Origin of the sequence: Bacillus aerius, from assembly GCF_029894105.1 — a bacterium.
In the GTDB taxonomy this organism is placed as follows: Bacteria; Bacillota; Bacilli; order Bacillales; family Bacillaceae; genus Bacillus; species Bacillus altitudinis.
The window spans coordinates 1,117,578-1,144,244 of the sequence record NZ_JARYHO010000001.1; the positions used below are offsets into that span (position 1 = coordinate 1,117,578).

At 40.0% G+C, this 26,667-nt stretch carries 27 protein-coding genes and 1 other annotated feature; of the genes, 24 read left to right on the plus strand and 3 right to left on the minus strand.

What is annotated here, in order from left to right; translation table 11 throughout:
- Positions 1-46 precede the first annotated feature (46 nt).
- The 3 genes from M2353_RS05655 to M2353_RS05665 all read left to right on the plus strand — a co-directional run bounded on the left by M2353_RS05655 (position 47) and on the right by M2353_RS05665 (position 1,887).
- Positions 47-622: a nad binding enzyme gene (locus M2353_RS05655; RefSeq protein ID WP_144666830.1), complete on the plus strand. Its 576-nt coding sequence runs from the start codon at positions 47-49 to the stop codon at positions 620-622.
- 90 nt (positions 623-712) lie between these two features.
- Positions 713-1,678: a BMP family ABC transporter substrate-binding protein gene (locus M2353_RS05660; protein WP_017360174.1), complete on the plus strand. Its 966-nt coding sequence runs from the start codon at positions 713-715 to the stop codon at positions 1,676-1,678.
- Positions 1,679-1,689: 11 nt separating this feature from the next.
- Complete coding sequence (locus M2353_RS05665) at positions 1,690-1,887, plus strand: ComZ family protein (RefSeq protein WP_008348507.1); 198 nt, start codon at positions 1,690-1,692, stop codon at positions 1,885-1,887.
- Positions 1,888-1,898: 11 nt separating this feature from the next.
- Here M2353_RS05665 and M2353_RS05670 read toward each other — a convergent pair whose 3' ends face one another.
- Positions 1,899-2,132 (minus strand): hypothetical protein, encoded by a 234-nt coding sequence (locus tag M2353_RS05670; protein ID WP_008348506.1) that lies wholly within the window; start codon positions 2,130-2,132, stop codon positions 1,899-1,901.
- Positions 2,133-2,301: 169 nt separating this feature from the next.
- Between M2353_RS05670 and M2353_RS05675 the strand changes: the two genes are divergently transcribed.
- The 9 genes from M2353_RS05675 to M2353_RS05715 all read left to right on the plus strand — a co-directional run bounded on the left by M2353_RS05675 (position 2,302) and on the right by M2353_RS05715 (position 12,144).
- Complete coding sequence (locus tag M2353_RS05675; protein ID WP_024720058.1) at positions 2,302-3,240, plus strand: beta-ketoacyl-ACP synthase III; 939 nt, start codon at positions 2,302-2,304, stop codon at positions 3,238-3,240.
- A 21-nt stretch (positions 3,241-3,261) separates the two neighbouring features.
- Positions 3,262-4,503: a beta-ketoacyl-ACP synthase II gene (fabF, locus tag M2353_RS05680; protein ID WP_008348501.1), complete on the plus strand. Its 1,242-nt coding sequence runs from the start codon at positions 3,262-3,264 to the stop codon at positions 4,501-4,503.
- A gap of 77 nt (positions 4,504-4,580) precedes the next feature.
- Entirely contained in the window at positions 4,581-5,375 is a 795-nt protein-coding gene (locus tag M2353_RS05685) for a DUF2268 domain-containing putative Zn-dependent protease (protein ID WP_056407963.1), read from the plus strand.
- Between the two features lie 170 nt (positions 5,376-5,545).
- The gene (locus M2353_RS05690; RefSeq protein WP_178930030.1) at positions 5,546-6,526 is read left to right on the plus strand and encodes an ABC transporter ATP-binding protein; all 981 of its coding nucleotides are present in this window, start codon (positions 5,546-5,548) and stop codon (positions 6,524-6,526) included.
- 23 nt (positions 6,527-6,549) lie between these two features.
- Positions 6,550-7,545 (plus strand): ABC transporter ATP-binding protein, encoded by a 996-nt coding sequence (locus tag M2353_RS05695; RefSeq protein WP_029575386.1) that lies wholly within the window; start codon positions 6,550-6,552, stop codon positions 7,543-7,545.
- Positions 7,546-7,630: 85 nt separating this feature from the next.
- Positions 7,631-9,265, plus strand: coding sequence for a peptide-binding protein (locus M2353_RS05700; RefSeq protein WP_025207149.1), 1,635 nt, complete (start codon positions 7,631-7,633; stop codon positions 9,263-9,265).
- A gap of 77 nt (positions 9,266-9,342) precedes the next feature.
- Positions 9,343-10,293, plus strand: coding sequence for an ABC transporter permease (locus M2353_RS05705; RefSeq protein WP_284725097.1), 951 nt, complete (start codon positions 9,343-9,345; stop codon positions 10,291-10,293).
- 33 nt (positions 10,294-10,326) lie between these two features.
- Positions 10,327-11,226, plus strand: a complete 900-nt coding sequence (opp4C, locus tag M2353_RS05710) for an oligopeptide ABC transporter permease (protein ID WP_008348491.1) — start codon at positions 10,327-10,329, stop codon at positions 11,224-11,226.
- A gap of 165 nt (positions 11,227-11,391) precedes the next feature.
- Positions 11,392-12,144: a YjbA family protein gene (locus M2353_RS05715; RefSeq protein ID WP_008348490.1), complete on the plus strand. Its 753-nt coding sequence runs from the start codon at positions 11,392-11,394 to the stop codon at positions 12,142-12,144.
- A gap of 35 nt (positions 12,145-12,179) precedes the next feature.
- Here the strand turns inward: M2353_RS05715 and trpS are convergent, their stop codons facing one another.
- Positions 12,180-13,175, minus strand: coding sequence for a tryptophan--tRNA ligase (gene trpS, locus M2353_RS05720; protein ID WP_268356302.1), 996 nt, complete (start codon positions 13,173-13,175; stop codon positions 12,180-12,182).
- Between the two features lie 53 nt (positions 13,176-13,228).
- Positions 13,229-13,447: a binding site (T-box leader), on the minus strand.
- A gap of 482 nt (positions 13,448-13,929) precedes the next feature.
- Here trpS and M2353_RS05725 point away from each other — a divergent pair.
- The 9 genes from M2353_RS05725 to spxA all read left to right on the plus strand — a co-directional run bounded on the left by M2353_RS05725 (position 13,930) and on the right by spxA (position 21,935).
- The gene (locus M2353_RS05725; protein ID WP_284725098.1) at positions 13,930-15,567 is read left to right on the plus strand and encodes a peptide ABC transporter substrate-binding protein; all 1,638 of its coding nucleotides are present in this window, start codon (positions 13,930-13,932) and stop codon (positions 15,565-15,567) included.
- A gap of 116 nt (positions 15,568-15,683) precedes the next feature.
- Positions 15,684-16,628, plus strand: a complete 945-nt coding sequence (locus tag M2353_RS05730) for an ABC transporter permease (protein WP_007499022.1) — start codon at positions 15,684-15,686, stop codon at positions 16,626-16,628.
- 3 nt (positions 16,629-16,631) lie between these two features.
- Complete coding sequence (locus M2353_RS05735; protein WP_017360167.1) at positions 16,632-17,549, plus strand: ABC transporter permease; 918 nt, start codon at positions 16,632-16,634, stop codon at positions 17,547-17,549.
- 12 nt (positions 17,550-17,561) lie between these two features.
- Entirely contained in the window at positions 17,562-18,641 is a 1,080-nt protein-coding gene (locus M2353_RS05740) for an ABC transporter ATP-binding protein (RefSeq protein WP_007499018.1), read from the plus strand.
- Between the two features lies 1 nt (position 18,642).
- Entirely contained in the window at positions 18,643-19,560 is a 918-nt protein-coding gene (locus M2353_RS05745) for an ABC transporter ATP-binding protein (protein WP_284725099.1), read from the plus strand.
- A 195-nt stretch (positions 19,561-19,755) separates the two neighbouring features.
- A complete protein-coding gene (locus M2353_RS05750; RefSeq protein ID WP_268362248.1) occupies positions 19,756-20,241 on the plus strand; it encodes an HIT family protein in 486 nt (161 codons plus the stop codon).
- 101 nt (positions 20,242-20,342) lie between these two features.
- Positions 20,343-20,630, plus strand: coding sequence for a hypothetical protein (locus M2353_RS05755; protein WP_284725100.1), 288 nt, complete (start codon positions 20,343-20,345; stop codon positions 20,628-20,630).
- A gap of 137 nt (positions 20,631-20,767) precedes the next feature.
- On the plus strand, positions 20,768-21,346 hold the full coding sequence (locus M2353_RS05760) for a GNAT family N-acetyltransferase (protein WP_144678922.1): 579 nt from the start codon (positions 20,768-20,770) through the stop codon (positions 21,344-21,346).
- A gap of 193 nt (positions 21,347-21,539) precedes the next feature.
- Positions 21,540-21,935: a transcriptional regulator SpxA gene (gene spxA, locus M2353_RS05765; protein ID WP_003211421.1), complete on the plus strand. Its 396-nt coding sequence runs from the start codon at positions 21,540-21,542 to the stop codon at positions 21,933-21,935.
- Between the two features lie 40 nt (positions 21,936-21,975).
- Here spxA and M2353_RS05770 read toward each other — a convergent pair whose 3' ends face one another.
- A complete protein-coding gene (locus M2353_RS05770) occupies positions 21,976-22,641 on the minus strand; it encodes a TerC family protein (protein WP_007499010.1) in 666 nt (221 codons plus the stop codon).
- Positions 22,642-22,905: 264 nt separating this feature from the next.
- Here M2353_RS05770 and mecA point away from each other — a divergent pair, with 264 nt between their 5' ends.
- From mecA to M2353_RS05785, 3 genes are all read left to right on the plus strand, one after another.
- Entirely contained in the window at positions 22,906-23,571 is a 666-nt protein-coding gene (mecA, locus tag M2353_RS05775) for an adaptor protein MecA (RefSeq protein ID WP_008348474.1), read from the plus strand.
- 85 nt (positions 23,572-23,656) lie between these two features.
- Positions 23,657-25,177 carry a cardiolipin synthase gene (gene cls, locus M2353_RS05780; RefSeq protein ID WP_024720122.1) on the plus strand — a complete coding sequence of 507 codons (1,521 nt, stop codon included), beginning with the start codon at positions 23,657-23,659 and terminating at the stop codon, positions 25,175-25,177.
- A 161-nt stretch (positions 25,178-25,338) separates the two neighbouring features.
- Positions 25,339-26,499 (plus strand): competence protein CoiA, encoded by a 1,161-nt coding sequence (locus M2353_RS05785; RefSeq protein ID WP_284725101.1) that lies wholly within the window; start codon positions 25,339-25,341, stop codon positions 26,497-26,499.
- Positions 26,500-26,667 lie beyond the last annotated feature (168 nt).

The window sequence follows — 26,667 nt, forward strand, 5'->3', positions numbered from 1 at the left end:
AAGGGCTCTTCTTTTTATTCGATATGCTAAAAAAGGGGACATGAACATGGAAACAGGACTGATCATAGGTGCAGATGAATTTTTTGGACTGACACTTTGTGAATATATGATGAAAGAGGGCATACAAGTGGATATCACATATCCTAAGGAGCAGTCAGAGGAGCAAAAAATGTTATTAGAAGAGCGGATGATGTGGCTCGGCCGTAATGACCTTGTCCGTGTCATTGATCGTCAAGATAGGAAAGAGGCATATGACCTGATCTTTTTTCAATCAGATGATTCAATGAACAGAGAGACAGACCTCGAAGCGAAGCATGGCATATACCGCTTGTTTTACGAAGAACCCGAAAGCCATTCGCATGAACAAAGCGTTTCGGCTGTTATCCTTCCACGCATGTTTGGTCCGTGGACACTCCATGAAGAGAGACGAATAAAGGACGATCACGCATTTTTTGTAGAAGATGTCGCAAAGGAGCTTTTAAAGTGGGCACGGACTGATCAAAGGCAGGAAATGATCCATCAATTGAAGGTAGAAAGACAAACAGGTGACAAACAAGCAGAAGAAATCATAGCAGAATGGAAAAGACAAAACTCAACATTTTTCGACAAAAAGCAAGAATGATCTTCCATCTTATCTTTTTTCAGTATAAAATAAACCTATATTTAACATACAGGTTCATGCCTGCGTGTTGCAAAGGGAGTTGAACATGGCATGAAGTACCAGCGGCTTGTCATGATCTTTTCGTTCCTTCTTCTTATGCTATCTGCCTGCTCGCAGGCGCCGTTAAAAGGACATATTGAGAAGGTGGGTTTACTCGTCCCCGATACGATTAATGATCAAGTTTGGGGAACGAAAGGTTATAAAGGCTTATTAAATATCCAATCAACATTTGGTGTAGATGTTTATTATAAGGAAGGGATGGTCGACAAGGAGAAAATCGTTGATGCCATTGAAGAATTTCATAAAAAAGGAGTCAATTTAATTATTGGCCATGGCAATGAATACAGCGAAATTTTCAACTTGATCAGTGAAGATTATCCGAAAACACAATTTATCACGGTCAATGGAGGCAAGCCTCAAGCTGATAATGTCACAAACGTCACGTTTAAAGGAGAAGCAATGGGCTTTTTCGGAGGCATGACAGCAGCACATATGTCCAAAACAAAAAAGATTGGTATTCTGGCTACATATGATTGGCAAAGTGAAGTAGACGGTTTTATCAAAGGTGCAAAATATCAGGACGAACATGTGCAAGTCCTAGCGGAATTTGTCGAAAACTGGGATGATGCTGACAAAGCGGTGAACCTCTATCAAAAATTGAAAAAACAAGGTGTAGATGTTGTGTATCCAGCAGGTGATGGTTATAATATCCCTGTCATTGAACAAATCAAAACCGACAATTTATCTGCGATCGGATATGTCACTGATCAATCCAACCTTGGAAGCCATACGGTGTTAACTAGCACTGTACAGCATGTCGATAAAGCGTACAGTATCATTGCGAAGAAGTTTAATGAAGGCAAGCTAAACGAACAAGGTGAGTACTCCTTTGACTTTAAAGAAGGAGTGATCGAAATGGGGAAATTTAGCTCAACCATAGACCGCGCTTTTGTGAAAGACATTGAGAAGGATATTGCGAATTACAAAAAAACAGGCAAATTGCCAAATGAAAAGTGAGGACGTTGAACATGCAACACGAAAAATCGATGGAGTTTTTACAAATTGCGATGAAGTATTTTCCACAAGCAAAAGAAGAATTAGATAAAGCAGGGATTCAGCTTGATCCACAAGCACTTCAGCCGCTTCTCTCATTGTTTACATCTGTCATGCAAGAGGCATATGAGCTTGGAAAAGCAGATGCAGCATCAGAAAAAGCCACAGAATAGTGGCTTTTTTTTTATGATAATTTTTTCTTGAAGGCACTAATCATAGGGCCGACATCTTTAAACACAGGCTTCAGCTCATCGATGGAGTTCATAATGTTTCCAATTTGATTCATGACATGCATGTAGTCAATGGAGTCATCACTTGAAGAAGTCTCTGCACGCTCCTCCTTTTTTTCTGTCTTGCTTTTCTCCTTTTCAAGCGGCTGACCAAACATCATTGCTGAGAAAATATCCTTTTGCGCCATATCACATGTTCCTTTCTACTATTGGTATATCATTAATCTATGAAAAAAGTGAGAGGAAAGGTTAGACGTTTGTATTGCCAAGGAGAAAAAAATAAGGTAAAATTAGTACCAGATACTAATATAAGATCACAATATCACATGCTCGTATGAGTAAAAGGAGTCTTATTCAATGAATGCTGGAATTATTGGCCTTGGCCGCTATATACCTGAAAAAGTATTAACAAATCGTGATTTAGAAAAAATGGTTGAAACTTCTGACGAGTGGATTCGTACTAGAACAGGTATAGAAGAAAGAAGAATTGCATCTGATGATGTCAATACATCTCATATGGCACTTGCTGCTGCAAAAAAAGCATTAGCTGACGCAGATGTGGCTGCAGAAGATATTGATATGATTCTTGTAGCGACAGTTACGCCAGATCAAGCATTTCCGACAGTCGCTTGTATGATTCAAGAGCAGCTCGGTGCACATAAAGCATGTGCAATGGATATTAGCGCTGCCTGCGCTGGCTTTATGTATGGGCTTGTTACTGGAAAACAATTTATCGAATCTGGCACTTATAAACACGTGCTTGTCGTTGGTGTAGAAAAGCTTTCTCGCATTACCGACTGGGATGACCGCAACACAGCTGTTTTGTTTGGAGATGGAGCAGGTGCTGCTGTACTAGGAACAGTCAGCGAAGGCAAGGGAATTCTATCATTTGAGCTTGGAGCCGATGGAAGAGGCGGGAAGCACTTGTACTTAGATGAAAAAGATCATACAATCATGAATGGAAGAGAAGTATTTAAATTTGCTGTGAGACAAATGGGCGAGTCAAGTGTTAACGTGATTGAAAAAGCTGGACTATCAAAAGAAGACGTAGACTTCTTGATTCCGCATCAAGCAAACATTCGCATTATGGAAGCGGCACGCGAACGCTTAGAGCTGCCAGTTGAAAAAATGTCGAAAACAGTCCATAAATATGGAAACACATCAGCAGCATCCATTCCAATTTCACTATGTGAAGAAATCGAAGCCGGAAAAATTCATGACGGTGATGTGATTGTAATGGTTGGTTTTGGTGGCGGATTAACGTGGGGCGCAATCGCTATGCGATGGGGCCGATAAAAGAGTGGGGTGCACAAATTAATGGATAAGAAACGAGTAGTTGTTACAGGATTAGGTGCTTTGACACCTCTTGGCAACGATGTAGAGACAACATGGAAAAATGCTGTAGCAGGTGTATCAGGTGTTGGCCCGATCACACGTGTTGATTCAAGTGAATATACAGCAAAAGTAGCAGCAGAACTAAAAGATTTTAACATCGAAGATTACATGGAGAAAAAAGAAGCGAGAAAGATGGCACGCTTCACACAATATGCAGTCGTTGCTGCTCAAAAGGCTTTAGAAGATTCACGCCTTGAAATTACAGATGAAAACGCACCTCGTGTTGGGGTATGGGTTGGATCTGGTATTGGCGGACTTGAAACATTCGAAGAGCAATTCGAAGTGTATTCAAATAAAGGAGCAAGACGCGTAAGCCCGTTCTTCGTTCCAATGATGATTCCAGATATGGCGACAGGTCAAATTTCGATTGCACTTGGCGCAAAAGGGGTTAACTCTTGTACAGTGACAGCATGTGCGACAGGAACAAACTCCATTGGTGATGCCTTTAAAGTCATTCAGCGCGGAGATGCAGATGCGATGATTACAGGTGGAACAGAAGCACCATTAACGAAAATGTCGTTTGCTGGTTTCTGTGCAAACAAAGCCCTTTCGACAAATCCTGATCCAGATACAGCAAGTCGTCCATTTGATAAAAACCGTGACGGATTTGTGATGGGTGAGGGAGCGGGAATTGTTGTTCTTGAAGAATTAGAGCATGCGTTAAAACGTGGTGCGACCATTTATGCAGAAATCGTTGGCTACGGTTCAACTGGAGATGCATACCATATCACAGCACCTGCTCCAAACGGAGAAGGCGGTGTACGTGCAATGAAAGAAGCAATTCGTGATGCAGGTTTAACAGTGGAAGAAATTGATTATATCAATGCCCACGGAACAAGCACACCGTATAATGATAAGTTTGAAACAATGGCGATTAAAGAAGTGTTCGGAGAGCATGCGAATCAGCTTGCGATCAGTTCGACAAAATCAATGACAGGTCATTTACTTGGCGCAGCAGGCGGAGTAGAAGCGATTTTCTCTGTTCTGGCGATTAAAGACAGTGTCATTCCGCCAACGATTAACCTTGAAACACCAGATGAAGAATGTGATCTTGATTATGTAGCAAATGAAGCACGTTCAAAAGAAGTACAAGTTGCGTTGAGCAACTCACTTGGTTTTGGCGGGCACAATGCGACAATTATCTTCAAAAAATACGAAGCGTAATATGTCTTAAGAAGGCGGCGATCTATAAACAGATCGCCGCCTTTTTGCATATGATGAAAATGGAGGTGTTCAGCGGTATGGGTCTGATCAATACACAATATCTCATCCAACAATCATCATCATTTCAGGAGCTGGCGGCACGTTTTGTCCCTTATTTTAAAGGAGCGGAGAAAAAAGAAGGATCATCTATTCTCGCCCATTTACAACATCACGGAATGGTGCGATCATGGAACGCCTGCCAGGAAATGATCGACAAGCTCAAAGAAAAAGGGTATTTCAAGCTTGTGATGAAAGAATACAAAGCGCTGCAAAAAAAGTGGGGAGGTCCTGATGTCCCCGTCTTTATTTTGCCTGTTAATGAGAGCAGCAAAGAGATCAGAGAACAATTTTACTTTCAATCAGGCATGGCATTTGATGACAAAATCTTTCTTTTTTTATCCCCGCATACACCGAAGGAGCGAATCGGTACGTTGCTGACGCATGAATATCACCATGTATGCAGGTTGCATTTTCTCACGAAAGAAGAAAAAGATTTTACATTCCTTGATACAATCATGATGGAGGGGCTCGCTGAATATGCTGTGTATCATAGATATGGAGAAAGCTATACAGCAAAGTGGACGACTTTATATGACGAATCGCAACTGCAGCGCATGTACAAGAAATGGGTATCCAGTCACCTTTATCAGAAAGTGCAGGACGACGAAAGGCTGATACAGAATCTCCTTTATGGAAAGGGGAACTACCCCAAAATGCTTGGCTATGCCACTGGATTTTATATCGTGAAAAAGTATTTCGATGAGCACCGAATCAGCGAGGAGTCTATGATTGCGGAGCCAGCGGAAACGTTTTTAAAGGCGATAGAATCATAAATACAAACATTCACAAAAAAAGTGACATATTACAATTTTACTAAATAATTCTTGATTTCGTCATGGTGATGTAATAATATACAAATATAAATTTTGATAATTCTTTTTATTCTAAAAAGACAGAATTTTTTGATCCGGTTCATTTAATCTATGGAGAAAGGGGCGAATGCATGAGCACACTGCTTGAAGTGCAAAACTTAAAAACCTATTTTTTTCGAAAAAAGGAACCAATACCTGCTGTTGATGGCGTTGATTTTAGTATCAAAAAAGGGGAAACAGTCGCATTAGTCGGTGAGTCTGGGTCTGGTAAAAGTATTACGTCTTTATCCATCATGGGTCTGATTAATGGGACTGGTGGGAAGGTTATGGATGGTTCCATTAAGCTTGATGGAAAAGACCTTGTTACATATAGTGAAAAGGAATTGTGCAATATTCGCGGTAATGATGTATCCATGATCTTTCAGGAACCCATGACCTCACTTAATCCCGTCTTAACCATCGGGGAACAAATTACAGAAATCCTCATTTACCACAAAAAACTTTCAAAAAAAGAAGCGACCAAAAAAGCGATTGATTTGCTAAAGCTTGTAGGCTTTTCCAGGCCAGAACAAATCATCAAAGATTACCCGCACCGTTTATCCGGCGGTATGCGTCAACGAGTCATGATCGCCATTGCGCTAAGCTGTGATCCGAAGCTCCTCATTGCGGATGAGCCGACTACTGCTCTCGATGTGACCATACAAGCCCAGGTGCTGACCTTAATGAAAGATTTATGTTCGACCTTTGGTACATCTATACTTCTCATTACGCATGATTTAGGTGTTGTGTCGGAAGTAGCAGACCGCGTCATTGTCATGTACTGCGGACAGGTTGTTGAAAATGGAACCGTTGAAGAGTTGTTTGATCAGCCGCTTCACCCATACACAGAAGGACTGCTTGAATCCATTCCGGTCATTGACGGAGACATTCAGCCATTAACGGCGATAAAAGGAAATGTCCCTGCGCCAGATCAGCTTCCGGCAGGATGCCGTTTTGCGCCTAGATGCCCGAAAGTAATGGAACGCTGCATAGGTGAATTGCCCAAACTGACAACCTTTGAAAATGGTAGAAGCGTCAGGTGTTTCTTATATGAGGAGGCAAGCCAAACATGACACTTGCTGAAAATCAACCATACATGACAGATCGATCTGAGAAAGAAACCATCCTGGAATTAAAAAATATACGAAAACACTTTCCGATTAAAGCTGGGGTGCTGCAAAAGAAAGTAGGAGCAGTCAAAGCGGTTGACGGCATCGACTTAAACATTTATAAAGGCGAAACGTTAGGCATCGTTGGAGAGTCTGGATGCGGTAAATCCACATTAGGACGGACGATGATTCGTTTATATGAACCAACAGAAGGACAAATTCTATTTAAAGGGCAAGATATCTCTCATGTATCTGAATCAAAACTAAGACAATCAACAAGGAAAAACATCCAAATGGTTTTTCAAGATCCCTTTGCATCACTCAACCCTAGAAAAACACTTCGAAGTATCATCAAAGAACCCTACAAAACACATCACTTATATTCCTTAAAAGAAAGAAATGAAAAAGTAGAACAGCTTTTATCCAAAGTCGGCCTTCACCCAAGTTTTGCGAATCGATACCCGCACGAATTCTCCGGCGGACAAAGGCAGCGGATCGGTATCGCTCGTGCACTTGCTATGAATCCTGAAATGATCATAGCAGATGAGCCTGTTTCAGCGCTTGACGTCTCCATTCAGGCGCAGGTCATCAATTTGATGGAAGAGCTTCAAGAAGAGTTTGACCTCACCTATCTCTTTATCTCTCACGATCTCAGTGTGGTCCGCCACATTAGTGATCGAGTGGGCGTCATGTATCTTGGGAAAATGATGGAACTGGCGGATAAACATAGCCTGTACGATGATCCGCTTCATCCGTATACACAGGCGCTTTTATCTTCCGTTCCAGTCACCCGTAAAAAAGGTCAGGTGAAAAGGGAACGGATTATGCTGCAAGGGGATTTACCAAGCCCTGCAAATCCGCCAAAAGGCTGTGTGTTTCATACAAGATGCCCGCATGCGAAAGAAGTCTGTAAAGAAAAAGTACCACAATTTCAAGAATTAAAAACGAACCACTTTGTGGCCTGCCACCTCTACGACGCTTGATCACGCTTGTATGATCTCATCTTTGAGAGGGGGGATAAAACGGGCTTCTGTCATCATTTTTTAAAAAAGATAGGGGGAATTGTCTATGAAAGATAGAAAGAGAAAGTCCATTTTGGTCAGTTTGCTGCTGATCTTTACATTGATCCTTGCTGCTTGTTCTGGTGGAAATAAAACGTCTGGAGACAGTGAAAAGAAATCCACAGGTAAACCTGTACAAGGCGGCGATCTTGTCATTGGTTCGATTGCAGAGCCTACATTATTTAACTCACTTTACTCAACAGACGTGGCAAGTTCTGATATTGAAGAAAGAATCTATAGCTTTTTACTGCAAACAGATGGAAAGTTAAACCCACAGCTGGCGTTGGCAGAAGATATTAAAGAATCCGATGACGGCAAACAGTTTGATGTGACCATTAGAAAAGGCGTGAAGTTTCATGATGGAGAAGAACTGACTGCTGATGATGTTGTGTTTACATACAGCATTCCGATCAATAAGGATTACAATGGTGAGCGTGGATCAGGCTTTGAAGTATTAGAGTCTGTCAAAAAAACAGGGGACTATTCGGTCGAATTTAAGCTGAATAAAAAAGATCCATATTTTTATAATGTCACGCTAGGAAGCTATGGCATTTTACCAAAGCATATTTTAGGTGATGTCCCTATAAAGGATCTTGGCGAAAATGAATTTAACCGAAAAAATCCAATCGGCTCTGGCCCATTTAAATTTGCCGAGTGGAAAGAAGGAGACTATGTCAAACTCGAAGCATTTGATGACTATTGGGATGGACGGCCATACCTTGATACAGTCACCATTAAAACGATTCCTGATCAAAATGCAGCCATGGCTCAGCTATCCGCAGGTGATATTGATTTCTTTGCAGTGCCTGGAGCAGAACTGCAAACAGCTGAAAAAGTTAGTAACATCAAAATTGAATCTGATCTAGGGCTAAATTATTCATATATTGGCTGGAATCAGAAAAACGAACTGTTCAAAAGTAAAAAAGTCCGTCAAGCTCTTACCCATGCCATTGATCGTCAAACGATTGTCGATCAAGTGTTAAATGGAGACGGGAAAGTAGCCAACATCCCAGAAAGCCCGCTGTCATGGAACTACCCTAAAAATGAAAATGTCCCAGTATTTGAATTTGATCAAGAAAAAGCGAAAAAGATGCTGAAAGAAGAAGGCTGGGAGGATACAGATGGAGATGGTTATCTTGATAAGGACGGTAAGAAGTTCTCCTTCGTCTTGAAGACGAACCAAGGAAACAAAGTCCGTGAAGATATTGCTGTCGTTGTCCAGCAGCAGCTCAAAGAAATTGGCATTGAAGCAAAACCGCAAATTGTAGAATTTAGTGCATTAATCGAGCAAACAACCCCGCCAAAATGGGATTATGATGCGTTATTACTCGGCTGGAGCTTAGCGACATTCCCTGACCAATACAGCATTTTCCATTCGAGTCAGTCTGAAAAAGGCTTAAATAACATTTGGTATAAAAATGAAGAAGTCGATAAACTGCTAGTTGATGCCAAAAACTTGAGTGATCGAAAAGAGTATTCAAAGGCGTATGAAAAAATTTATGAGCTGATTGCAGAAGATCAGCCGTATACGTTCCTTTATTATGCCAACTCACATCGCGCGATGCCATCTAATCTACAAGGCTACTCTTACCACCCGAAAGATGAATATTACAAAATTGAAAAATGGTGGATTGAACAGTAGTCTGCTAGTGAAGAAGGGGAGGGATCTCCCCTTTTTTCATCATAGTATGGCCATTCGATGAAAAAGGAGTTGTGCACATGGTTACATATATCATTAGAAGGACACTTCTTTCTATCCCGATTTTGTTTGGTATTACGATTTTGTCCTTTGTGATTATGAAAGCAGCACCAGGCGATCCGATGTCACTCATGATGGACCCGACCATTAGTGCCGCAGACCGGGAAGCCTTTATTGATAAGTACGGCTTGAACGATCCTGAATATGTACAATATATGAAATGGCTCGGTAATATGCTTCAAGGTGACTTTGGCACATCCATTGTAAAAAAAGGAACGCCCGTGTCGGATTTGATTTTTGCCCGGCTGCCAAATACCCTCATCCTCATGATCTTTTCTACATTAGTTGCCCTGATCATTGCCATCCCATTTGGTGTTCTTTCAGCAAAACGTCCGTATACAAAACTTGACTATGGTATTACGGTTACATCATTTATCGGACTGGCTATTCCGAATTTCTGGTTTGGTTTGATCCTGATTATGGTGTTATCGGTGAATTTAGGATGGTTTCCAACCGGGGGTGTCTCTACCTTAAATGCAGATTTTAATCTATTTGACCGGCTTCATCATATTATTTTACCGGCCTTTGTTTTAGCAACGGCTGATATGGCCGGCCTTACACGTTATACAAGGTCAAGTATGCTCGATGTGATGCGGCAGGATTACATTCGCACGGCGCGAGCGAAAGGTTTTAGAGAGAACAAAGTCATCTTCAAACATGGATTGAGAAACGGTCTGATGCCTGTTATTACGATCTTTGGACTCATGATTCCATCCTTTATTGGCGGCGCAGTCGTGGTGGAACAAATCTTCACATGGCCAGGGCTTGGGAAACTGTTTATCGATTCTGCTTTTTCAAGAGATTATCCCGTCATTATGGCGATGACTGTTATCTCTGCTGTGCTCGTGGTCGTTGGAAACTTAATAGCGGATATTCTCTATGCGATCGTTGATCCGCGTATTGAATATTAGAAGGGAGCTGAAGCACAATTGGCACAACCTAATATGGGAACACCTCCAGTTGATCTCAAATTAAAAGAAGGCCTTCCGCCAAAACCAGAGACGATGCTTCGTTTATTTTGCGAGAAATTTTTCAAAAATAAATTGGCGGTTGCCGGCTCCGCTATTTTATTGGTCATTATCTTTTCCGCTATTTTCGCTCCGGTGATCGCACCTTACGCACCGGAACAGCAAGACTTATTGAAACGGCTACAGCCTCCAAGTGCAGAGCATTTTATGGGAACCGACAAGTTTGGTCGAGATATTTTTTCAAGGGTGCTATACGGAGCGAGGGTGTCTCTATTAGTTGGCTTTGTCTCAGTAGTCGGAGCCATCACCATTGGTACCGTCATTGGGGCGGTAGCGGGATACTTTAAAGGCTTTGTTGATTCTGTGCTCATGAGAATGGTGGATGTCGTATTGTCTATTCCAGATATTTTTCTCTTGATCACGCTAGTGACAATTTTTAAACCGGGTATTGATAAATTGATTTTAATCTTTGCGCTGACTGGCTGGACAACAACTGCCAGGCTGATCCGCAGTGAATTCTTGTCACTTCGCACCAGAGAATTCGTACTCGCAGCAAGAACGATCGGAACGAAAAACCATGTCATCATCTTTTCGCATATTTTACCGAACTGTATCGGCCCTATCATTGTGTCTGCTACATTGAAAGTTGGTTCTGTGATTTTAGCTGAGTCGACACTTAGCTATCTAGGGTTCGGCATCCAGCCTCCAACGGCGAGCTGGGGAAACATGCTTCAAGATGCACAAAATTTCTCCATAATGGTGCAAGCATGGTGGTATCCACTGTTCCCAGGTTTACTGATTCTACTTACCGTTTTATGCTTTAACTTCTTAGGTGATGGACTGAGAGATGCCCTTGATCCTAAAAAGCTAAAATAAGGTTCTTCTTATAGAAAATCGTGAAAGGACTCTGCGAGACGTTCTCCTTTTCCCAGGAAATAAAGCCGTCCTTCCGTCAGGGAGAAGTTTTAATAAAGTTGGAATAATATCTCTATCCCTTGCCCATACTGTGGACAACAGTTTTTAAAAAGTGAGGGATTGGTTATGTTATTTCTTCATGACGTATGGGTGAATTGGTTTGAAGGGGAAGAGAATGGCTATAATGTGTGCCATTTTCATGAGTGGCGCAAGGAGGACAGCGTGGAGCTGTTAGATCAAGTACCTTTACTCAAGGTGCAGAGTCCTTTGTTTGATTACATAGAGAATGATCTATCAGAGCTGCCAAAGACGCTGCTAGAATCTGTATTTGAGAAATCATATATTCGAAAAAATCATGAACGCCGTAAATTAGAGTATTGCTTTGTGGTCACGGACGGGATTAGAATCATCGCTGTGGATACGATTGGTTATTCCATCCCTGTGAGAAAGAGCCGATTGATTCCAAGACAGGAGCAATTGGTGTATGAAATGGTGAAAGATGTGAAGGCAGAGGAGTATGAATTCACGACGGACAGCCTTGAATCGACGAAAGAATATCACATCCTATCATTACCACCGCAGCATATCAGCGGATTAACGAGAAAAGAAAGACAGCTGAAGCAGCTGATGTTTATGGCGCTAGATCAACTAAAGGGGCTTCAAAACCGAGCAGAAATTGCCTATTGGTATACAGAATGGAATCCGCGCATGTACAACCAGATCAAACGAATGTCTTTCGAGGAAATTTGGAACATGCTTTATAACGAAACCATTGATGGATGGTCAGAAAACCATTTAGCCTTTTGTGAAAAAATGATTAAAGGACAGCCATTTTTTGAAAAACTTTGGGAAATGGAAAACGAATCAAAAGTGAATTAGAAAAAGCTTGCAGCTGAATATGCTGCAAGCTTGTTTTATTTTCGTTTCCGGCCAAGACCCATTGCATTCTCCATTTTTTTCAGCATTTTGTTTGCCGCACGGTTTGCCTTTTCAGCACCCTCATCTAAAATGCGATCAAGCTCATCTGACTCAATGAGTTCATAATAGCGATCTTGAATCGGTCTTAAAGCATCCACGACCACGTTCGCAAGATCTCCCTTAAATTCACCATAACCTTTGCCTTCGTATTTTTGTTCAAGCTCTGCAATCGATACGTTCCCTAATACAGAATAAATCGTCAGCAAGTTGGCAATTCCAGGTTTGTTTTCTTTGTCATATTTGACGATGCCTTCTGAATCAGTCACAGCACTTTTGATTTTCTTTTCAAGCTGTTTTGGCTCATCTAATAAGGTAATGAAAGATTTTTGGTTCGGATCAGATTTGCTCATCTTTTTCGTTGGGTCTGTTAAAGACATAATCCGAGCGCCTTCTTTTGGAATTTTGACTTCAGGTACAGTAAAGATGTCGTTATACTTTCGGTTAAAGCGTTCAGCAAGTGTTCTCGTTAATTCAAGATGCTGCTTTTGATCTTCTCCTACAGGAACTAAGTCTGTACCGTATAATAAAATATCGCCAGCCATTAATGGCGGATACGTTAATAGTCCTGAAACGACTGCTTCCTTACCAGCAGATTTGTCCTTAAATTGAGTCATTCTTTCTAATTCCCCAATATAAGCGACACATTGCAGCATCCATCCTGCCTGGGCGTGGGCAGGTACCTCTGATTGGATAAACAATGTTGCCTTCTCTGGATCAAGTCCCACTGCCAAATAAAGAGCGGCTAAGCTTCTAATATTTTGTCGAAGGGCTAAACGATCCTGACTGACCGTAATGGCATGCTGATCGACCACACAAAAGTAGCCGTTGTAATCATGCTGAAGATCGACAAATTGCTTCATCGCTCCAATGTAGTTCCCCAATGTCACAGAACCGCTAGGCTGTATGCCTGAGAAAATCGTCTTTTTTGTCATACTAAAACCTCTTTTCTTCAATATAAAAAGGCCCACCCATCACTTTTCAACAGAAAAGGGACGAATGAACCGTGGTACCACCCTTGTTATTTCAATACGAAATCACTCAAGACGTTGATATCGGAGACTGCTCCGTCTAAGCCTACTGACTCTGTCAAGTGTTCGGTTAGCTGCTCCAAAGCCCATTCCATACATGCCATTATCTGCTTGCACCGACCGCAGACTCTCTGTAAATGGTGAATATATGTACTCTTCTTTTTCATCGCAACAGTATGTCTATCTATTATAAAGGATGACCATGAAAAAGTCACGAAGCCTATTTGTGACCTTCTCATCATGTCGTTTGACACTTAAAATTTTAGATAAAATAGTAACTATCTGTCAGAATTTTTTAAAAAAGGATGATTAATTATATGTATAAAACATTATTCCTGCTGAATTTGTCAAATTATTTTAATCAATTTACGCTTTAATTTGTTGAAGTGATTGAGACTTTAGTTTATAAAAATCAATCTTTATCCCCATTTACGTTTTTTAAAAATATGTGAAATTGATATTGCAATAAATTATTCTATTCATTATAATGAATTTGTTCACACGTTTGTGCTAGGCTCTTTACATAGTGAAAATTCAGAAAAAACAAAAGAAATAGAAAGTAAGCTATTCAGGGACTTTTTTACGCTATTTCTTAAATCTGAATCTCATCTTCTATCGAGACCTTTGAACTAAAAACATATTATAAGGGGGAATACAGTTGAAAAAGCGTTGGTCTGTTGTTACTTTAATGCTTATTTTCACACTTGTATTAAGCGCTTGTGGTTTCAGCGGAAACAAATCAGGCGACAGCACGAGCAGTTCTGGAGAGGCTAAAACAACATTAAATGTGAATATCTCCACTGAGCCTTTTTCTCTACATCCGGGATTGGCAAATGATTCAACTTCAGGAAGTGTCATCCGTCAGACTTTTGAGGGATTAACAAGAATTAACGCTGAAGGTAAGCCAGAAAACGCAATGGCTTCTGATATCAAAACAAGTGATGATGGTAAAACTTACACATTCACACTTCGTGATGCAAAATGGTCTAATGGTGACCCTGTCACAGCACAAGACTTCGAATATGCTTGGAAATGGGCATTAGATCCTAAAAATGAATCTCAATATGCTTACCAGCTTTATTATATTAAAGGTGCTGAAGCTGCTAACAAAGGGGAAGCAAAAGTTTCTGATGTTGGCATTAAAGCAAAAGACGACAAAACGCTTGTAGTTGAGCTAGAGAACCCAACACCGTTCTTTACTGAACTAACTGCATTCTATACGTATATGCCAGTCAACAAAAAAGTGGCTGAAAAGAATAAAAACTGGTACACAAATGCTGGTGAAAACTACGTATCTAATGGACCATTCGTTCTTTCTAAATGGAAACACGGCGGTTCTATCACACTTGAAAAGAACAATGAATACTGGGATAAAGACACTGTGAAATTGAAAAAGATTAACATGTCTATGATCAAAGATACAAACACTGAACTTAGCATGTTCAAAAAAGGCGAACTTGACTGGGCTGGTTCTCCAACTGGAAGCCTTCCAACTGAGTCTTTAAAAACGTTGAAAAAAGAAGGCGGTCTTGAAATTCAAACGATCGCTGGTATCTATAACTACAAATTCAATACAAAAGTAAAACCTTTAAACAATGCGAACATCCGTAAAGCCCTTGCTTACTCAATCAACCGTCAAGCAATCGTTGACAAAATTACGCAAGGTGAACAAGTTCCAGCGATGGCAATCGTTCCTCCAACAATGGAAGGATTCACGGATAACAAAACTGGTTACTTCAAAGATCATGATGTAGCGACTGCTAAAGAACTTCTTGAAAAAGGTGCGAAAGAATTAGGTTATAAGTCAGTTTCTGATCTTCCAACATTGAAATTGTCTTACAACACAGATGAAGGCCACCAAAAGATTGCACAAGCAATTCAAGAAATGTGGAAAAAAGATTTAGGTGTGAACGTTGAACTTGATAACTCTGAGTGGAACGTATACATCGATAAAATCCACAGTGGAGACTACCAAATCGGACGTATGGGCTGGTTAGGTGACTTCAACGATCCAGTGAACTTCCTTGAGCTTTACAAAGATAAAGACGGTGGAAACAATAACACTGGATGGGAAAGCAAAGAGTACAAACAATTATTGAATGATTCTGCAAAAGAAACAGACAAAACAAAGCGTGAAGAAATGCTGAAAAAAGCAGAAAAAATCATCATCGACGATATGCCTGTAGCGCCTATTTACTTCTACACTCAACTTTGGGTACAAGATCCAAAACTTAAAGGTGTGGTTGTATCTGGACTTGGTGATGTTCAATACAAATGGGCACATTTCGAAAAGTAAGAGTTATAGTGTAAGAGATCTACGGCAAGGATCTTAAGGTATATGGAGGATGTCTCTCCATATACCTTTCTTGCTGATTAGAGAAATTGTTGTAAAATCATGGAGGTGCAATTCCGTTGCTTAAATATATCGGTAAGCGATTAATATATATTTTAATCACACTGTTTGTTATTGTAACTGCAACTTTCTTTCTCATGCAGGCAGCACCTGGTGGTCCATTCTCTGGAGAGAAGAAACTTCCTGCTGAAATTGAAGCAAACCTAAACGAGCACTACGGGTTGGACAAACCCTTATTTGTTCAATACGTGAGCTACCTAGGTTCAGTTGCAAAATTAGATTTTGGTCCCTCATTTAAATATAAAGGACAAACTGTTAATGATTTAATCAGTTCTGGATTCCCCGTTTCCTTTACCCTCGGAATTGAGGCAATTCTCCTCGCATTAGCATTTGGTGTATTGTTTGGGGTCCTTGCAGCGCTCTATCATAACAAGTGGCAAGACTATACGATTGCCATTTTAACGATCTTTGGAATCTCAGTTCCAAGTTTCATCTTAGCGGCGCTATTACAATATGTATTTGCATCTGAGGCAAGCTTTTTAGCGATCTTCCCAGTTGCAGGATGGGAGTCTTGGGCAAGCACCGTACTACCTTCTATTGCACTTTCCTTCATGCCAATGGCATTTATCGCTAGACTTGCACGGTCAAGTATGCTTGAAGTATTAAATAGTGACTACATTAGAACGGCTAGAGCAAAAGGATTAACAAAATCAGCTGTGACGATCAAACACGCCATTCGAAACGCATTGTTACCTGTTATCACATACATGGGACCAATGGCAGCTTCAGTGTTGACAGGTAGTTTTGTCGTGGAGAAGATTTTTGGTATTCCTGGTCTTGGCTCTCACTTTGTTACAAGCATTACAAACCGTGATTACACCGTCATCATGGGTGTCACAGTCTTCTACAGTATTATTCTATTAGTCAGTATTCTAGTTGTTGACGTCCTCTACGGTATTATTGATCCTAGAATTAAACTGACGAAGGCGAAGAAAGGGGTCTAACACATGGAAGAGATGAGAAAAGATTTATTTGTGCCTGCGACAGCTGACGCAGCAGAATCTGAAAAAATTTCTAAACCTAGTCTATCTTTATGGAAGGATGCCATGCTTCGCTTCCGTGCAAATAAACTTGCAATGGTTGGACTTGCAATCATTTTCATTATTGTGATTCTGGCCATTTTCGTTCCAGTGTTCTCGAAATATGATTATTCAACGACAGATTTGCTTAATGCAGATCAACCGCCATCAAAAGAGCATTGGTTTGGTACAGATGATCTTGGCCGAGACATGTTTGTTCGTACATGGGTAGGGGCAAGAATTTCGATCTTCATCGGTCTTGCTGCAGCAGTTCTTGACGTGATCATCGGGATCATCTGGGGAAGTATTGCTGCATTCAAAGGCGGCCGTACAGATGAAGTCATGATGCGTATCGCAGACGTTTTATGGGCAATTCCAACACTATTAATGGTTATTTTAATGATGGTGGTTCTGCCAAAAGGATTATTAACGATTATCCTTGCTATGACAGTCGTAGGCTGGATTAACATGGCACGTATCGTTAGGGGACAAGTTTTACAATTAAAGAGCCAAGAATACGTTCTTGCAGCACAAACATTAGGTGCAAAAACATCTAGACTTTTATTTAAACACTTGATTCCAAACTCAATGGGACCCATTCTTGTCACAATGACATTAACGATTCCTTCTGCTATTTTCACAGAAGCATTCTTAAGCTATCTAGGGCTTGGTGTACCGGCTCCATTAGCTAGCTGGGGAACAATGGCTTCTGATGGAATTCCGGCCATGACGTATTATCCATGGAGATTATGGTTCCCAGCCGCATTTATCTGTATTACAATGTTTGGTTTTAACGTGGTTGGAGACGGACTAAGAGACGCTTTAGATCCGAAGTTGCGTAAATAAGGAGTGATTAGGATGGAACGTGAACGTATTCTAGAGGTGAAAGATCTTGCAATCTCATTTAAAACATATGGTGGAGAGGTTCAAGCCATTCGTGGTGTGAACTTCCACTTAAATAAAGGCGAGACACTTGCTATTGTAGGTGAATCTGGTTCTGGTAAAAGTGTAACATCCCAGGCCATCATGAGATTAATCCCGATGCCGCCAGGTTATTTCAAGCGCGGAGAGATTTTATTTGATGGGCAGGATATTGTCAAGAAAACGGAAAAACAAATGCAAACCATTCGAGGAAAAGACATTTCGATGATCTTCCAAGATCCGATGACTTCTTTGAACCCAACCATGAAGGTCGGGAAACAAATTACAGAAGTACTTTTCAAGCATGAACAAATCTCAAAAGAAGCGGCTGAAAAAAGAGCCATTGAACTTTTAGAGCTTGTTGGGATTCCAATGCCTGAAAAAAGAATCAAACAATATCCGCATGAATTTAGTGGCGGGATGAGACAAAGGGTTGTCATCGCGATGGCACTTGCAGCCGATCCAAAGCTATTGATTGCTGATGAGCCAACGACTGCACTTGATGTAACCATTCAGGCACAAATCTTAGAATTAATGAAAGAAATTCAGCAAAAAGTCGAAACATCTATTATCTTTATTACCCATGATTTAGGTGTTGTGGCCAATGTTGCTGATCGTGTAGCCGTTATGTATGCTGGACAGATTGTGGAGACAGGGACTGTTGATGAAATTTTCTACAATCCGAAACATCCATATACATGGGGACTTTTAGCATCTATGCCAAGCCTAGACACTGATGGAGGAGCTGAAGGGAAACTAACGGCGATTCCAGGAACACCACCAGATTTAACAAACCCGCCGAAAGGAGATGCATTTGCACTCCGGAGCGATTATGCAATGAAAATTGACTTTGAACAAGAACCACCAATGTTCAAAGTATCAGATACGCATTATGTGAAATCATGGCTACTTCATCCGAATGCCCCTAAAGTTGAACCGCCTGCTTCCGTAAAGGCGAGAATGCGTGAACTAGAAGGTAGCTACGAAAAACCTGTATTAGTAAAAGAGGGTGAATAGCATGGCAGAAAAACTGTTAGAAATTAAAAATTTAAAGCAGCATTTCCATACAGCAAGAGGGACTGTAAAAGCAGTTGATGGTGTCTCATTTGATATTTATAAAGGTGAAACACTTGGACTTGTAGGTGAATCTGGATGTGGAAAGTCGACAACTGGCCGTTCAATCATAAGACTTTATGATGCGACAGATGGTGAAGTTCTCTATAAAGGAGAAAGCGTACACGGAAAGAAATCAAGACAAAAAATGCTTGAATTTAACCGTCAAATGCAGATGATTTTCCAAGACCCATATGCTTCACTTAACCCTAGAATGACAGTGCTTGATATCATTGCAGAAGGGATTGACATTCATGGTCTTGCGAAAACAAAGCAAGCACGTAAAGACCGTGTGTATCAATTGCTTGAAACTGTTGGCTTGAATAAAGAGCATGCGAATAGATACCCGCATGAATTCTCAGGCGGTCAAAGGCAGCGTATTGGGATTGCTCGTGCGTTAGCTGTTGAGCCGGATTTCATCATTGCCGATGAGCCAATCTCTGCACTAGATGTGTCGATCCAAGCGCAGGTCGTCAACTTAATGAAAGAACTGCAAGAAGAAAAGGGCTTAACGTATTTATTCATTGCCCATGACCTTTCCATGGTGAAATATATCAGCGATCGTATCGGCGTGATGTATTTTGGGAAATTGGTTGAGCTGGCACCAGCGAATGAATTATATGAAAACCCGCTTCATCCATATACAAAATCATTACTATCTGCGATTCCGCTTCCAGATCCTGATTATGAGCGTAACCGCAAACGGATTAAATACAATCCATCTGTTCATAAAGGAACAAATACGGAATTTCGTGAAGTTAAGCCGGGTCACTTTGTCAGCTGTACTGAGGAAGAATTCAAAGAGATCAAAGCAAAACAATAAGAACAGAGAAGAAGCACTGCTAGTCAGTGCTTCTTTTTATTTGGTTTCACATCTTAGAAAGTGCCACTCATCAACGAAATAAACTCACAATTATAGAAGCACTATTAATAAGGAGTTTAATTCAAAATAAGGGAAAATATGATACGCTTAAGTTGTGGATTTTGAGTTGTAGACTATTTCGTTGGGGGAAGAGAATTGAAAAAAATCACCTTATCAAATGGAGAAACGGTTGAAGTGAAGTGTCTTAGTTGTGCATTAACGAATGGATTAGTTAAACCAGAAGGTGGCGTGGTTATTGAAACAGAGCACTTTCACGCCCATCAAGATGTTGCTTATCCAATTAGAGGATTAATCATTTTAGCTTCAAAAAGACACATCAAGTGTTTAGATGATTTAACCCAGTCCGAAAGATTAGATTACATAGACGTTTTAGCAAGGATAAGAAAAGCACAAAGAACCGCTTTAGGGATTGAGCATGTGTACTATTTTTACAACGAAGATACAACCCATCATTTTCATACTTGGATGGTTCCGAGATATGAATGGATGTATAACTTCGGACGTTCAGTTGAATCAGTCCGACCAGTATTACTTCATGCTAGAAATGAAATGAATACCAAAAAAAATGTTGAAGAAGTTAAAGAAGCCATCGACATTCTGACCAAAGAATTAAATAAATAAGGCTTTTGTTGTTCTTAAATATCAACAAAAAACTTTAACAAACCTCTATATTTAATGAAAATTATGGTGATTTTTAAAGAGAGAGCCTAGGAGGAAATAAGATGTCTAAATGGAAGGCTTTTCGCTATTCATGGTTTCATTTTATGATCGTATTCATGCTTTTTTCAACGTCTTTTTTGGAGAAACCAAACGGAGGACAATGGTTTCTTTCGTTTATGGTGCTCATTTGCATCATTTCGTTTTCGGTTGAATTTGCTGTGTATCGGCGCACGAATGAACAGAAGGAAGAAGTCCGGCGTATGAAGTACCTTTATTTCATCATGTTTCAGATCGCCATGACACTTCTTTTGTTTGCTTGCTTTCAAATGCTCATGAATCGTTCGATATAAAACTTTTTTGCTTTCTCTTGAAAAAAAGTGAAACCACCAATGGCATTGCTGCGTCTTACTAGTACAGGCGTTTAAATAGCAGGAAATCGGGAATAGATAAGGAAGTGGTTCTTAACTACATCATAAGGAGCGGATCCATGAATTGGTATGAAAAGCTCAGTGAATACTTCCCGATAGAAGAAATGAAGTCAAAAGAGCATATGGAAGCTTTATTAAAGGAAAGAAGTGATATTTATCATAAAGAAGAAGGGCCTCATCATGTGATGATGTACGCTGAATTTGATTCTTTCATCTTTATTGATTATTTATTTGTTTCCAAGGATGCAAGAGGTGAAGGCCTCGGCTCAAAGCTCATTCATAAGCTGAAGGAAAAAAGAAAACCGATCTTGCTTGAGGTCGAGCCTGTAGATGAAGATGATGCAGATACTGCAAAACGCCTAAAGTTTTATCAGAGAGAGCACTTCAAGCATGCTGAATCAATTGGTTATAAACGCAGGTCACTTGCAACGAATGAAGTGAACCGCATGGAAATTCTTTATTGGTCGCCTCGTACAGATAATGAGGAAGAAATGATGGAGGCCATGAGAAAGACGTACGAAAGAATCCATACGTATAAAGACGAAGAATGGTATGGACAATCGTATGAGGATGTTGATGATGTGCTGAAACTCATTGAAAATAGAAAACAAAAAAATATTTTCGATCATCTCGACTAAATGAGAATGTTCAGACTTCAAACATCAGCACAAAAAGAATGAAATTGTCTAGTTTTTGTCACAAAAATTGCAAGAAAATCTGTTCACACTTACTTTTTTATAGTATAATCACTATAAAGATTACTTATTTAGAACAATTTTAATTTAAGAATACAGATCAATATTCATTCTACAAATTGAGGAGTGAAGATTTATGGTAACATTATACACATCACCAAGCTGTACATCATGTAGAAAAGCAAGAGCGTGGTTAGAAGAGCACAATATTCCATACCAAGAGAGAAATATCTTTTCTGAGCCTCTTTCAATCGATGAAATCAAAGAGATTCTTCGTATGACGGAAGATGGTACAGATGAAATTATCTCAACACGTTCTAAAGTATTCCAAAAACTAAATGTAAATGTTGAGACAATGCCGCTTCAACAATTGTATAAACTAATCAATGAGCACCCTGGTCTTCTAAGACGTCCAATTATTTTGGATGAAAAAAGACTGCAAGTTGGGTACAACGAAGATGAAATTAGACGTTTCCTTCCTAGAACGGTTCGTACATTCCAACTTCGAGAAGCTCAGCGACTTGCTAACTAATAGACAACACGAAAAGCTGCCGATCATTTGGCAGCTTTTTTTATTTATTTTCAGCCGTTTGTTCGTAAAAGAGACTGGCTAAAATAACGGTTGCGACGGTTAAAAAAGGAAGCAACAATTCAAGTGTTGTATGCTGCGCCATAAATTCATTCAGTTTTACATCACGGACAATCATTTCTCCGCCAGTAAAAGCTAAAAGGGCACTCCCTCCGTATAAAAGAATCGGAAACTTGGTTAGTGCTGCATGAATCAGCTTACTCCCCCAAATAATAATCGGAACTGAAATCATTAAGCCAAAGGCAGTGAGCACCATGTTCCCTTTAGCTGCCCCTGCAACAGCAATCACATTATCAAGTGACATAAAAAGATCTGCAATCACGATGGTCTGAACAGCACGCCAAAGGGAGCCGCTGCTTTTAATCCGAATGGATTCTTTCTTTTGTTCAATTAACAAATTGTATCCTATATAAAGGAGAAAGAGACCGCCGATAAATTGCAAATAGGGGATGGTCAATAAATAAACGGCAGCACCAGTCATGGTGATTCTCATCAGCACTGCCAAAAGTGTGCCGATCCATATGGCTTTGTTTCGTTTTTCATTTGATAAGCTTCGACTGGCCATCGCAATGATTAATGCATTATCTCCACCTAATATGAGGTCTATGCCAATAATCATTAGTAAGGATACGATCCACTCTGTTTCCATCCAGTTCACCTCATTTCACTAAAATAGCTCGTACAACCAATATATGAGGACAATTCAAATATATGTTTCTGCAAGTTTTCTCTGCAAAAAATGCGTTTTTATTTCTTTTATTCATGTTTTATCATAAAATAGACAGTACACAGCAATACCTCATTTCTTTAAATGGTTAACATGTAGACGGAACGGGTAAAGTGTAGTAAAGTACTATTAATTGGGAGCTTGTATGTCCCTTCAACATCTTATATAGAAGGGAAGGTTGGCAAAATGGAAATCGAAAGAATAAATGAACATACAGTCAAATTTTATATTTCCTACGGTGATATTGAAGATCGCGGTTTTGACCGTGAAGAGATTTGGTATAATCGTGAGCGCAGTGAAGAGCTGTTCTGGGAAGTGATGGACGAAGTGCACGAAGAAGAAGAATTTGCAGTAGAGGGACCACTTTGGATTCAAGTACAGGCACTTGATAAAGGTCTTGAAATTGTCGTGACAAAAGCCCAACTTTCTAAAGATGGACAAAAGCTCGAATTGCCGATTCCAGAAGATAAAAAAGATCAAACAGATGAAGAAAGTTTAGATGCTCTGCTTGATGATTTTCATAAAGAAGAGCAAGATCAAGAAGATCATAATGAGAAGGACAAAAAACTTCAACTTCAGTTCGTATTGAAAATGGATGACTTTGAAGATTTGATTGCACTTTCTCAATTAAATATGCAGGATTTTACGACAAGTTTATATTCGTTTGAAAACCGTTATTATCTATATGTTGACTTCCACGAGGATTTGTCAGATGAGCAGGTGGAGAATAAGCTTAGTATTCTGCTTGAATATGCTCATGAATCAGTGGTCAGCATCTACAGACTGCAAGAATACGGTCAGCTGATTGTCAAAGAGAATGCGCTTGAAACGATTCAACAGCACTTCTCGTAACAACCAAAAGTCGATTTCTATAGAGGAATCGACTTTTTTATCTGAATGAAAAAGTAAATAAAGTGATCGGCAAGGAGAAAATGAAATGAGAAATGTAGTCAAAGTTCTATTTTTTCTTATCATTACGATAGGTGCTTATTTGATTATCCAAATTTTTGCCGGTGATCTAGCGGTAAGTGTATTAAGTTCCGTCAGTGTTCTATTCACTTTATCGATTATCTTCATCGGGTTTGTCATTTTCTTAGAAAACAGAAACCCCTCTCAAACGATTACGTGGCTTGTTCTGCTTGGGAGCTTTCCGCTTTTCGGGTTTTTGTTTTATATTTTCTTTGGACGCAATATTAAAAAGCGCAGACTTTTTGAAAAGAAAGCGGTACTGGATGAACAACTTGTCCAGGAAGATGAACGTATCCACAGAGAAGCAATTGAAAAAATGACTCATATGGGTGACCATCAGCAGCTCTTATTTAAGCTGGCCCACAGACTTGGACATACCCCTATTACGTATCGCACATCCTCTAAAGTTCTGACCAATGGAGAAGAAACGTTCTCTCATATTTTTGAAGAGATCAAAAAAGCAACACATCACATTCATCTAGAATATTATATTCTCCGTCATGATGATCTGGGACAAGAATTAAAGGACATTTTAATCGAGAAAGCAAAAAATGGTGTGATTGTCCGCTTTTTATATGATGATGTAGGCAGCCTAAAACTCTCCCGTCAATATATTGCTGACTTAGAAAAGGCTGGCGTGCAGATCGTTCCGTTTTTACCAGTGAGACTGCCCTTATTAAATAATAAAATCAATTTCCGAAATCACCGGAAAATTGTGGTGATTGATGGAGAAGTAGGATTTGTCGGCGGACTTAACATTGGGGACGAATATATGGGTAGAAGCAGACAATATGGATTTTGGCGTGATACACACCTGATGATTAAAGGTGAGGCCGTTCGTGATTTGCAGCAGATTTTTATGCAGGATTGGTATTACATGACCAATGAAAGATGCTCGGGTGTGGATTATTTTAAAGATTTCAGCCATATGGAGAGTCGAGCAGAAGGCGTACAAATGATTGCGGGTGGTCCTGATAAACAGTGGGAAGTCATTAAAAATCTTTTTTTCTCCATGATTATCTCCGCCAAAAAATCAATTTGGATTGCTTCACCTTATTTTGTACCTGATGATGATATTTTGTCCGCACTGAAAATTGCTGCGTTGAGCGGAGTCGATGTGCGAATCATTGCGCCGAAAAATCCAGATAAACGCATCGTATTTCATGCGTCCCGTTCATACTTCCCCGAACTTTTAGAAGCAGGTGCGAAGGTATACGAATATGATCAAGGCTTTATGCATAGCAAGTTTATCATTGTGGATAGTGAGCTAGCATCAATTGGTACAGCAAATATGGATATGAGAAGTTTTCATCTGAACTTTGAAGTGAATGCTTTCCTCTATAAAACAAAAAGCACAGAGAAGCTGGTCAACGACTTCTTAGGTGATTTAGAGCAGTCACATGAAATTGTTCCAGAAGAATTTGCGAAGAGACCTTTGCGGGTGAGGCTGTTTGAATCAACAGCAAGATTATTATCACCACTTTTATAAAAATTGTATTTCCCCCTTTTCTAAAAGGGGGATTTTTGATTTTACTAAGGGAAAGCAGGTTGAAATCGTGTTTTGACACGGTAAAAGTTCATTTTCCATATTCGCTTTCTTGTGAGAGAAAAAGCTATAATACGGTCATCAAAGAGCAAGGGGCGAAATATATGAATGCAGCGATCATGGAGAATGGCAAGCTGGTTCGCATCACACAACATCTGACTAAAAGGCGGCTAGAGCATGTAAGAGCTACGTGCAAATTTTACTGTCCTGAATGTAGGCAGGAGGTTCTATTAAAGCTAGGTGAGCATCGTGTCCATCATTTTGCACATAAACAGCTCTCGGCATGTCCATTAGCGTCCACCGGTGAAACAGCTTATCATCAGGCAGGGAAAATGGCTCTTAAGGATTGGCTCACGCAGCTTGGATATGAGCCGTTACTAGAGAAATATGTTTCAAACATTCAGCAGCGCCCTGATGTGACCGTTGCTATAGAAAATAAAAGCTATGCCATCGAATTTCAATGTGCAAATATTTCGTGGAAAGAGCTACATAAACGAACGGAAGGTCTCCATGCTGCGGGGCTCTATCCTATATGGATCATAGGGGCGAATCGTTTAAAACGAATGGCTGGCCAACTCTTTTCATTCTCCTCCATTCATTGGGGAATTTTAAGGCAGTCAAAGAATAGGAGACTCATTTTTTATTGTCCGATCCAAAATAGATTCATCCACCTGGATCAACTTCTCGTGTTTCAGCCAACGAAAATATGTGCCTCAATGACCGTTAGACCGCCTTCAGCTTATCGCCAACTACCAGCACTCTTATCTGTTTCCTCGAGCAATCATCAATTGTATAAAGAGTGGCTCAAGTGTATTCGGCAATTTAGGGAGCGGCCACCCCGCATTTTAGCAAATGAAAGCAAGCGTTTAAGAACCATTTTTTATGAGCATCATCAAACAGCATGGCCATTTCTACCGACAGAATTATTTATCCCCCTGACAGAAGCATATATCTTTTCAAGCCCTGTTTATGTGTGGCAAGGATGTCTTTATGATTGGATGGTTAGAAAGGGAAAAGAACAAGTGACCATTCATCTACTTTTAAAAGAAATTAAGCGATGTGTCCAGAATAAAGAAGTGAAGCTCCGATATACCAATGTCACAATAGAAGAAATCAAAGGGGTGATCATTTCATATGTACGGGCGCTTGTGAATCTAGGGTTTTTATACATGACGAAAGAGGGTAATTATCAAGTAACGTCGAATCAAAAACCTATACGAACAGCAGATGAAGCGATAAAACGAGATGCTTTCTTATTTCATTAGCATGTTTCATGCCCACTTTGATCATGATAAGAAAAAGGTGGTGCTGCTATTGAATAGAAAGAAACGCTTTTTTCTCATTTTTTTAGTTTGTTTGGTATTTATTTCTGCATATGATTTGACAAATATAGTTCAAAACAAAGAAGATAAATACAACACCAATTTCTTTCA